This window comes from Paenibacillus typhae (assembly GCF_900099765.1).
Classification (GTDB): domain Bacteria; phylum Bacillota; class Bacilli; order Paenibacillales; family Paenibacillaceae; genus Paenibacillus_AQ; species Paenibacillus_AQ typhae.
The window spans coordinates 39,029-48,942 of sequence record NZ_FNDX01000009.1; the positions used below are offsets into that span (position 1 = coordinate 39,029).

At 52.3% G+C, this 9,914-nt stretch carries 10 protein-coding genes; 2 read left to right on the plus strand and 8 right to left on the minus strand.

Annotated elements, in window-relative coordinates; genetic code table 11:
• Positions 1-253: 253 nt before the first annotated feature.
• Positions 254-967 carry a YwiC-like family protein gene (locus BLR64_RS10245; RefSeq protein ID WP_090714022.1) on the plus strand — a complete coding sequence of 238 codons (714 nt, stop codon included), beginning with the start codon at positions 254-256 and terminating at the stop codon, positions 965-967.
• Positions 968-1,053: 86 nt separating this feature from the next.
• On the opposite strand, the gene ilvB is transcribed toward BLR64_RS10245, so the two are convergent.
• A complete protein-coding gene (ilvB, locus tag BLR64_RS10250) occupies positions 1,054-2,730 on the minus strand; it encodes a biosynthetic-type acetolactate synthase large subunit (RefSeq protein WP_090714023.1) in 1,677 nt (558 codons plus the stop codon).
• A 96-nt stretch (positions 2,731-2,826) separates the two neighbouring features.
• Between ilvB and BLR64_RS10255 the strand changes: the two genes are divergently transcribed.
• A complete protein-coding gene (locus tag BLR64_RS10255; RefSeq protein ID WP_090714024.1) occupies positions 2,827-3,066 on the plus strand; it encodes a hypothetical protein in 240 nt (79 codons plus the stop codon).
• A 16-nt stretch (positions 3,067-3,082) separates the two neighbouring features.
• Here BLR64_RS10255 and moaA read toward each other — a convergent pair whose 3' ends face one another.
• The 7 genes from moaA to BLR64_RS10290 form a co-directional block, all read right to left on the minus strand.
• Positions 3,083-4,099 carry a GTP 3',8-cyclase MoaA gene (gene moaA / locus BLR64_RS10260; protein WP_090714025.1) on the minus strand — a complete coding sequence of 339 codons (1,017 nt, stop codon included), beginning with the start codon at positions 4,097-4,099 and terminating at the stop codon, positions 3,083-3,085.
• Between the two features lie 27 nt (positions 4,100-4,126).
• Positions 4,127-5,380, minus strand: coding sequence for a molybdopterin molybdotransferase MoeA (locus BLR64_RS10265; RefSeq protein WP_090714026.1), 1,254 nt, complete (start codon positions 5,378-5,380; stop codon positions 4,127-4,129).
• 43 nt (positions 5,381-5,423) lie between these two features.
• Positions 5,424-6,914 carry a nitrate/nitrite transporter gene (locus tag BLR64_RS10270; protein WP_090714027.1) on the minus strand — a complete coding sequence of 497 codons (1,491 nt, stop codon included), beginning with the start codon at positions 6,912-6,914 and terminating at the stop codon, positions 5,424-5,426.
• A 257-nt stretch (positions 6,915-7,171) separates the two neighbouring features.
• Complete coding sequence (locus BLR64_RS10275; RefSeq protein WP_244157662.1) at positions 7,172-7,699, minus strand: hemerythrin domain-containing protein; 528 nt, start codon at positions 7,697-7,699, stop codon at positions 7,172-7,174.
• A 22-nt stretch (positions 7,700-7,721) separates the two neighbouring features.
• The gene (locus BLR64_RS10280; protein WP_090714029.1) at positions 7,722-8,369 is read right to left on the minus strand and encodes a response regulator transcription factor; all 648 of its coding nucleotides are present in this window, start codon (positions 8,367-8,369) and stop codon (positions 7,722-7,724) included.
• Positions 8,370-8,389: 20 nt separating this feature from the next.
• Positions 8,390-9,409 (minus strand): sensor histidine kinase, encoded by a 1,020-nt coding sequence (locus BLR64_RS10285; RefSeq protein ID WP_090714143.1) that lies wholly within the window; start codon positions 9,407-9,409, stop codon positions 8,390-8,392.
• A 32-nt stretch (positions 9,410-9,441) separates the two neighbouring features.
• Positions 9,442-9,900, minus strand: a complete 459-nt coding sequence (locus tag BLR64_RS10290) for a GAF domain-containing protein (protein ID WP_090714030.1) — start codon at positions 9,898-9,900, stop codon at positions 9,442-9,444.
• Between the last annotated feature and the right edge of the window lie 14 nt (positions 9,901-9,914).

Sequence of the window (9,914 nt, forward strand, 5' to 3'; positions counted from 1 at the left end):
AAAATTAAAATGTCCACACGCGCTTTAGTTCGTTAACACGTTATCAGGCTATCATAATAACATAGGATGTGAATTGCGTCGATAAAGGAGTGATCGGTTTCGTTGTCAATGGATAAATTGCAAACAATTAATTACAGCAAAATATAGCTGTGTTCCGGGTCACTATAGCGCTGTCATTTCAGCAGGTATAATGGAATAAGGCTGATATTACATACCCGTGTAACGATACCTTGTTGTAGGAGGAGAAAATGCTATGAGGAAGTATATACCCAACCAGCACGGCGCCTGGGCCATGCTGATCCTTCCCTTTCTGTTCGGAATTGCTTCATCGGCGGGAAAAGCCATACATATCCCGCTGTTTATCTGCTGGCTGCTGATCTATCTGTTCAGCTTCCCGCTGCTGCAGGGAGTGAAGACCGGGAAACTCCAGCGATACGCCAAACCGCTCAAGCTGTACGGGCTTCTGCTGGTGCCGTTTGTTATCTATCTGATTATCGCCGAGCCAGCTCTGATCTGGTTTGTGCTTCCGCTGCTGCCGCTCTTTGCAGTCAATCTCTATTTTGCCAAAACAAAAAATGAACGCGCATTGGTGAACGATATTTCAGCGATCATTGCTTTTTCCCTGATTATATATCCGGTCTTCTACGTCGGACAGGGAGAGAGCTGGCGGTCAGCCACAGAGCTGTTCCTCTTGTCGGCCCTGTACTTTACCGGTACTGCCCTGTATGTCAAAACAATCATCCGTGAGCGGAACAATGCCCGGTATTATTACATATCCGTCGCTTATCATCTGCTGTTTGCGGCAGCAGGCCTGGTGCTCTTCCCTCCGCTGTTTGTGCCCCTTCTGATCCTGCTGCTCCGGGCAGCCATCCTGCCCAAGACGGGGATTACAGCTAAACGTACCGGCATCACAGAAATCGGTTTTTCAGTCATGTTATACGCTGCCGTGCTGATTCTTTACTTTTAGAGAGTACAGAAGAACAATAAAAAAGGATGCTTCCCTATCGGCCATTCGATAGAAAAGCATCCTTTTTTAATGTAAGCATTAAATGTCTATTCCACAATCATATCCTGATTGCTCGATCCCGGCGGAACGATCGGATACACATTTGTCTCCTCGGTAATGTCGAACTCCATAATCACGAGGCCATCTGTATGCAGCGCCAGATCAATCATCTGCTCCGCTTCATCCATTGTACGTGCCCTGAAGCCGTGAGCGCCGAAGGATTTGGCCAAGGCAACGAAGTCCGGTGAGCTGATCTTAACTGAAGAGTAGCGCTTGCCGAGGAACAGCTGCTGCCACTGTCTTACCATCCCAAGATAGCCGTTTTTGAAAATGGCCACCTTGACATTCAGGCCCAGATCAACTGCTGTCATCATTTCCTGCATGTTCATCTGAATGCTTCCGTCTCCTGTAATACAGACGACAGGGCGGTCAGGATACGCAACCGCTGCGCCGATTGCAGCCGGCAGGCCGAACCCCATCGTGCCCAGCCCGCCCGATGTCAGGAAGGAACGCGGCCGGGTGAACTGATAATGCCTTGCTGTCCAGATCTGATGCTGTCCAACATCTGTAGCGATAATGGCGTCGCCTGCAGAGGCATTTTGCAGACATGCTATCACATCCTGCGGGGCCAGCTTCTGCTCAGCTTTGCGTTTCACTTTCGCAGAACGGCTGCGCCAGTCCTGGATTTGACGCTCCCAGTCCATCCGCTCTGCTGTATGTACATTACCTGTTAACCGTTCGAGCATTTCGCCGCATGAACCGGTAATGGCAAGGTCAATATGTATGTTTTTGTTCAGCTCGGAGGTGTCAATATCGACCTGGATTTTGAAGGAGTCCGGCGAGAAGGCTTTGCGGTTGCCGGTTACACGGTCACTGAACCGGACACCAAGGCACAGCACCACATCTGCGCTCTGCAGCGCACGGTTGGCAGCTACACTGCCGTGCATCCCGACCATGCCCAAATGCAGGGGATGTCCGGAAGGGAAAGCCCCCAGACCCATCAGGGTGCTGGCAACAGGCAGGTGGTAACGCTCGGCAAACACACGTACCAGCTCCGGTGTATTATCGGGAATACATCCGCCGCCTATCAGAACAAGCGGGCGCTTGGCCCTGCTGAGCTGCTCCGCGGCCAGCTGAATATCAGTCTGGGCAATGGAATGGTCGGGCTGATACCCACGGATATAGGGGAGGTTCATCGTTTCAGCAGTATACAGGTTATCCGGAACTTCCGCATTCATCACATTCTTGGGAAGGTCAATCAGTACCGGGCCTGGCCGTCCAGTTGCCGCTACATAGAAGGCTTCATGTATAATCCTCGGCAGGTCAGCGATTTCCCTTACAATATAATTATGTTTGGTAATCGGCATCGTCATCCCGTAAATATCTACTTCCTGAAAGCTGTCGAGACCGATGAGCTCCGTCGAAACCTGGCCAGTAAAGACAACTAGCGGAACAGAGTCCATAAAAGCCGTGGCGATTCCGGTCACTGCATTGGTAGCACCCGGTCCGCTGGTAACCAGCGCTACACCTGTCAGTCCGGTTGCCCGGGCGTAACCATCTGCGGCATGCACAGCAGCCTGCTCGTGCCGGACCAGAATATGCTGTATCCTGTCACAATCATATAACGCATCATACAAGGGCAATACGGCTCCGCCCGGGTATCCGAATATCGTCTCCACATCTTTTTCGATCAGCATTTGAATCAGCAGCTGGGCTCCGTTCATAGGTACAATTCGTCTCCTGTCTCATTAAATATGTTTTAGGGATATCAGATTATGGGTAACATGTTGTGATAGATTATACTGAGAGGATGATCTCCATTGGCAAAAGATAGCGAACAGCAGGTTCCCCTTACGCGTGAAGAACGCGAGCAAATCGGCCGCAGAACGAATGCCGGCTTCGCCAGAGTCGAGCGGGCAGCAGTGGATGAAGGCACGGAAGCCATCCCGACCGGATCCATCGGCCAGCCGCTCACCGAAGAAGAAATCCGCCGCCGGGTTGGTTCGGGTAATTTCGAATCAGCGAAGAATGATCTCCAGTCCGGTTCCATTAACAGCTGATCTCGTAGCCTATAGCCTAGCCTCCGATATAGGACATGCCTATCTTCGTTCTGCTGCGGGCAGTCTGCTCTGTCCGCTCATCGGAGTAACGGTCGCTCCGCTGCTCCCATACCGCCCGGATTGCCTTCAGCAGGCTGGCATCATCTGCGCCGCCCCGGAGCAACGCTCTGAGATCCAGTCCGCTGGAAGCAAATAGACAGGTGTAGAATTTCCCGTCGGAGGACAGCCTTGCCCGCGTACAAGAGGAACAAAACGATTCTGAGACAGAGGTAATAAAGCCCACCTCTGCCCCGTTGTCCTTATATCTGTAACGTTCGGCAACTTCCCCGAAGTAACTATGGCCAAGCGCCTCCATTTCAAAGCTGCTTTGGAGGCGCTCCAGAATTTCTTTTTTGGTGACAACCTTTTTAAAGCTCCAGCCGTTGTCATTGCCCACATCCATGAACTCAATGAACCGCAGGGTGATCCGCTTTTCCTTGAAATACCGGGCCATCGGCTCAATCTCCGATTCATTGACTCCCCGCTGCACCACCATATTCACCTTAACCTCAAAGCCTGTGTTTACGGCATGGTCAATGTTCTGCAGGATAATCCCTGATTTTAAGCCGCGCCCGTTCATTTTCCCGAATAATTCCGGGTCCAGTGCATCCAGGCTGACATTGAGTCTGCGCAGCCCGGCAGCATATAACGGCTCCGCCTGCTGTCCCAGCAGCACTCCATTCGTGGTCAACCCCATATCCTCTACCCCGCCCATTGCACTGATACCTTGAACAAGTACTGGAAGCTCACGTCTCAGAAGCGGTTCTCCGCCGGTAAGACGGATTTTGGTTACGCCTAAGGAGACGAACAGCCGGGTAAGCCGGCGGATTTCATCAAAGGTCAGCAGCTCACTGCCGGGAAGAAACGCATAATCATCCCCGAACAGCTCTTTGGGCATGCAGTAGGAGCACCTGAAATTGCACCGGTCTGTTACGGATATCCGCAAATCGCGCATTGGACGATGCAATTGATCTTGTATGAGTAATGTTGTCATCTGTCGGGTCCTCCCCTTTCTGCAGGCTTACAGCAGCCATTCATCCGTTCCTTCTTCGACGCCCAGAAGCAGCACATCTACAGCAGTACCTGCCGAGTATCCCCTGGTCCCTCCCGGCAGCACAATCAGGGAATTCCCCCGTGCGATCGAGGATACGGCGTTGGATTTGTTAAATCCGGCCGGGCGCACCGAGAAGCCGTCGTACACCGCCCTGATAAACCGGGTGAACGGATTGGCTTTGGAGAAATCCTCAGCAAGCACTGCCTTGGTGTAAGGCAGATATACCTTATCCGCTCCGGTCATTTGCAGGAGTGCCGGCCGGACAAACAGCTCGAAGCCCGTGAAGCAGGCTGAAGGATTGCCGGAGAGGCCAAACAGGAATTTGTTGCCCGAGACGGCAACCGTTGTTACGCTGCCTGGACGCATCGCGACCTTGTTGAACAGCACTTCAGCCCCGATCCGGGAATAGATTTCAGGCAGATAATCATAATCACCGACGGATACCCCTCCGGTAGTTATCAGGCAATCTGTTTCCAATAGTGCCTGCTGTACAGTCAGAAGGCTTTCCTCCAGCTGATCTGCGGCAGTTTCGTACATTTTGAACGGAATGCCCATCCGGGCTAACTGGGCAGCGATCATCGGACCGTTACTGTTGCGGATCTTGCCGGGTTCCAGCGGAGTAGCAACGTCAAGCAGCTCTGTTCCGATGGACAGGATGCCGACAACCGGCCGCCTTGCCACCTTGACCTGCGCATAACCAAACGTGGCCAGCAGTGCTATCGTACCGGGCTGGATGAAGCTGCCTGCCGGGATTATCTGCTCCCCGGCCTGCATGTCCTCACCCTGCAAGGACAGATTCTCTCCAGACGCAAAGGCTTTACGGATCGTGAATCCCAGCGGACCGGCTTCAGCCGTCTGCTCGAACATCACCACCGCATCCGCACCTGCCGGAAGCGCCGCTCCCGTCATCAGCCGGACTGCTTCATAAGCGCCGACTGTTACTCTCGAGACCTGCCCTGCACCGATATGATCCACGACAGTGAATGTTACACGGTTGCCGCCGAATGCTTCAGCAGAATCAGCCGAACGGATCGCGTAGCCGTCATAGGGTGAGCGGGTGAAATGCGGCACATCATGAGTCGCAGTCAGCGGCTCCGCCAGAATGCGGCCATAGCTTTCGGCAAGCGGTACACTTTCCGTGCCTGTGCGGACAGCTTTTGCAATAACTCTGGCCACTGCTTCTGCCACACTGACCGGATTTCTCGTCTTCTCCACCTTCATCTGCTCCTAACTTCGCTTTACTGGAATCCGGCACTTCCGCCGGCTATTTATTCGTAATATCGCTGAATGTGCCCACATAACGCACATCCTCACCGGTCTCATCCTTCACCGCGCTGATGTTGAGCCATTGCAGATACTCCTGACCGTTCTTGCGCTTATTCCAGATTTCGCCCTGCCACATCCCTTTAGCCTTGATTTCACTCCACATGGAGCCGTAGAATTCCTTGGATTGCCGGCCAGATTTCAGGATGCTCGGCTGCTTGCCGAGGACTTCCTCTTCCGAATAGCCTGTAAGCTTGGAGAAGGCCGGATTAACCGACTTGATCAGTCCGGTTACATCTGTGACCATAATCCCTTGCCCGGTTGAATTAAAAACTTCTGAAGTAAGAGCCAATTTGTCATTAAAATACAGCCATACCACCAGCACCAGACTGGCCAGTGCAACCTGGGAGAGCAGCATAAAGCCGATTGAATACTGGCCGGTTGCCGCATGGATGATGGACAGCATAATTGGAGGGAAGAATCCGCCCAGGCCGCCCATCATCGACACGATCCCGTTGGCAATCCCCGCCTGCTTGTTGAAATACAGCGGAACTAATTTGAAAATAACCCCGTTGCCGATCCCCGCACTCACAGCAATAGCAAGGCAGCCAACGGTATAAAGCCCCATAGAAGGCATAAACGCAAGGATAATAGCTGCCACCGTATAGATGCTGAACGTGCCGATCAGCAGAAACAGCGGCTGGAACTTGTCTGCAAGCCATCCGCCTACCGGACGGAAGAATGTTGCTACCGCGATGAAACCGGCGGTACGCATCCCTGCATCCACTTTTTCCAGTCCAAAGTTGGAAACAAGGAAATTGGGCAGATAAATCGTAAACGCTACAAAGGAACCAAAGGTAATGAAGTAGAACAGCGAGAACAGCCAGAGCTTTTCATTTTTCGCTACCCCTTTAATCTGTTCAATGATCGGTGTCTTCAGCTTGGGCTCATGACGATCCCCGAAGAAGAAATTCAGGGCAATGAAGATAAGCAGCAGAATCAGATACAGCTTTACTGCAGGTCCCCAGCCGATCTGTGCTGCGATCATCGGAGCCGAAAAAGTGGTGACTGCCGTTCCGAGATTGCCGATCCCGTAGATCCCGTTCACCAGCCCATGCTTATCCTTGGTGTAATATTTAGGCAGTGAGGTTACCCCTACCGAGAATACCGCGCCCCCTATTCCAAGGAACGTTCCTCCGATAATCAGGTGCGCCATCGTGGTTGCTTCACTGATGAAGTAGACCGGGAACAGGAGCAGAATGAAGCTGCACATAAATATGATGCGTGCCCCCAAAATGTTGGCATAATAGCCAAGCGGTATCCGCAGGATCGAGCCGAGTACAACCGGTATGGCAGTGACCATGGCCAGTTTGCCTGACGGGATACTGATGTCCTCGGAAATAAAAGGCATCAGTGAAGAGATAATCACCCATACCATAAATCCGGTAACCAAGTTTAGTGTTTGAAGCGGTAACTGCATTTTTTTGATCATTCAAATCTCACCTTTTTCGCCAATTATTCTCCTGATTGTCTATGTGAATATTTCCTGTTCTCATTGTATCTGCCGATCCCCCGGCTCAGATATAGGGGAGTACCCTGTCCCTGACAGGGTAAACCCTGAAAATAGAGTAAGGCGGTATTTCTGTTGCCTCCCGCCAAGAAAACAGCCACGCAAGTTAAGGGATTCCACTATTTAGTACATTCAGAGCAACAGCAAAACAGCTGCTCCTAATGGAGCAGCTGCCTGGTTCAGGTGATCAGTGTATTCAGTTTACCGGACAGCCGCTCCCGGTCTCGGGGGCTCAGCAGAGTCTCTGCCATAGGGAACACTACCGTCTCCTCTTTGACAAAATGCACGGTCAAAACCTCGAACGCCTCCCCCGCATCCCTTGCAGCTGCACGGATATCCTCCACTGAGTTCAGCTGGGTACCCTCGGCGGTGTGATGCAGGAAGTGTCCGATATACCCGTCGATCTCACGGTGCTCTTCCTGAATACCGACGAGCGGCCCCTGCTCAAAGCCGATGTACTGGCCCAGCAGCGGGAAGAAATGCTCCTCTTCCTTCGCGGTATGCTTATTGAGCGGTATGATAAAATCCATGATTGCCCCGCGCAGCTCCTGAAGTCTGGCCCTGCCTTCATCCAGGCTGATGTTGTCCTGCTCGAACCAGAGCACGGCAGTATGCCATTGCCCCATCAGATAGGATAAATAGCGGTGCTCATTCTCAAGAATACGCATGGCGGGTGTTGAAAACTTCAGGCCAGTATCATTAGACACGGGCTCCCCCTCCATTCGCCGTTCAGAAATCCAGCATTTTTTTACGCAACGCATATTCAACCAGCTCGGGCCGGCTCTTCAGGTTCAGCTTCTCCATGATCTTGGCCTTATGCGCTTCGACTGTCTTTACGGAAATAAACAGCTTTTCGGCAATTTCCTTGTTTCCGTAGCCCTTCGCAATCAGCGGCAGAATCTCCAGCTCCCGCTTGGATAACAGCTCAAACAGATCCTCGGTTGTGACAGTCTTATCCTTCTTAATGAATTCACGGACAAGTGAGGTCGCCATCTTGGGGTGAATATAGGTCCCGCCTTCATAGATCGTCCGGATCGCCAGCAGCAGCTCCTCATCCGGAGCGCTTTTGAGCACATAGCCGGATGCCCCGTTCTTCAGCACATGAAACAGGTATTCCTCGTCATCATGCATAGTCAGGATCAGAATTCTTGTATCGGGATAATCCTCCTTGATCTTCCCGGTCGCGATCAGCCCGCTCTCCCCCGGAGGCATGCTCAGATCCATAATCAGAATATCCGGCCGGTGCTTGGCAACCAGAGCATACGCTTCCCTGCCGTCTGCCGCCGTTCCGATTACTTCAATGTCATCCTGAAAATTAAGGATCATCGCAAACCCGCTGCGTACGATGGCATGATCGTCTGCAATAACAATCTTCATTCAGCCGCTCATTCCTTCCCTTATAACTTTTCTGCAGGTACCAGCAGCAGAATTCTCGTCCCTTTACCCCGCTGTGATTCCACGCTGAACGTGCCACCGACCAGCTCTGCGCGTTCCTGCATGCCAAAGAGGCCCAGCCCGGTTCCGCCGGGCTCATCTCCGGGATGGAAGCCTATGCCTTCATCTTCGACCTGCAGGCGCAGGATACCGTCCTTTTCGGTCAGCATAACTTTGACCGTGTCCACCTGGGCATATTTGAGCGCATTCAGCACAGCCTCCTGGCATACCCGGTAAACGACGGTTTCAATCTCGCTGCCATAACGCTTCTCGGACAGGCGGGAATCGAAATCAATCGCAAGGCCGTAGCTCTGCTCCATCCGCTTGAAGTGGGAACGAAAGGCTGCCTCCAGGCCGAAATCATCAAGCGCAGCCGGCCGCAGCTCCACCGAGAGATTGCGGATATCACTGAGCAGCCGGGTCATGGATACCTCGGTCTGCTTCACCTTCCGCAGCAGCTTCTCGTCATCGGTCATATATTTGAGTACACGCAGGTCAATGACCGCACTCATCAATTCCTGGGCTACACTGTCATGCAGCTCGCGGGATATCCGTTTGCGCTCCTTCTCCTGGGCTTCAATAACATGCTTCATCATTTTATTCTGATAGAATTTCTCCTGGGTTTTGAACTGCCGTGTCAAATCCCTCAGCATGAAAACACGGATTCCCTGCTCGGCATCAATCGTATGAAAAGTGGCTGCATAAGGGACGATTCCCTTATCCCTTGTTTCAAGGTAAACCTGATAAGAGGTGAAGTCCTCAGTGCCCGGTGTATTGAAATAGCAGTTCAGACAGGTCCGCAGCTCAGTCTCGCTGGTATATCCCCGGCAGGTTCCGCATAAAGCCAGGGGATTTCCCTGATACAGCTGGTTCAGAATATTCTGGTCAACAATATTTTCAGCAGCCGGATTCATCGCGAGTGCCTTGCCTTCCCGGTCAAAAAAGAACATGGCCTCGGTGCTGTTCTCGAACAGCCTGCTCATCAGAAGATTTGTCAGATCTTTTCCGGGTGTAATCAACTCAGCAACAATTCCTTCCCGTTCAAGTCTCCAATCCCGTTTCGCGCCGTGGCTTCCAGAGCCTGCACCATCTCAAGGGTAACCTGCCGTTCACCTCTGAATCCTCCCAGCAGCACACCGGCTACACGGGCATCACTCCAGATAGGTACAGCGGCGATGCTGCGCAGATTCTCCATTTTGGTAATAGGATAAGTAAATAAGGAATCAGGCTGTACGTCTTTCTCTACAGAAGGCAGCAGAAACGGTTTTCCGGTCTTGAACACGATTCCGGCTATCCCTCTGCCTGATTGCAGAACGATCCGTTTGTACCGTTCATTCGTGTTCCCTGAGGCGTACTTCCAGCGGATCACATAATCATATTCCGCTGGTTCAGCAAGCGCCAGTGAGATGAAGTCGTAACCGAGCGCCATACGGATCCGGTCGAGCTCCCCCTGGTAATCCACCTTCTTTTTCATCGTTCCCACTCCTA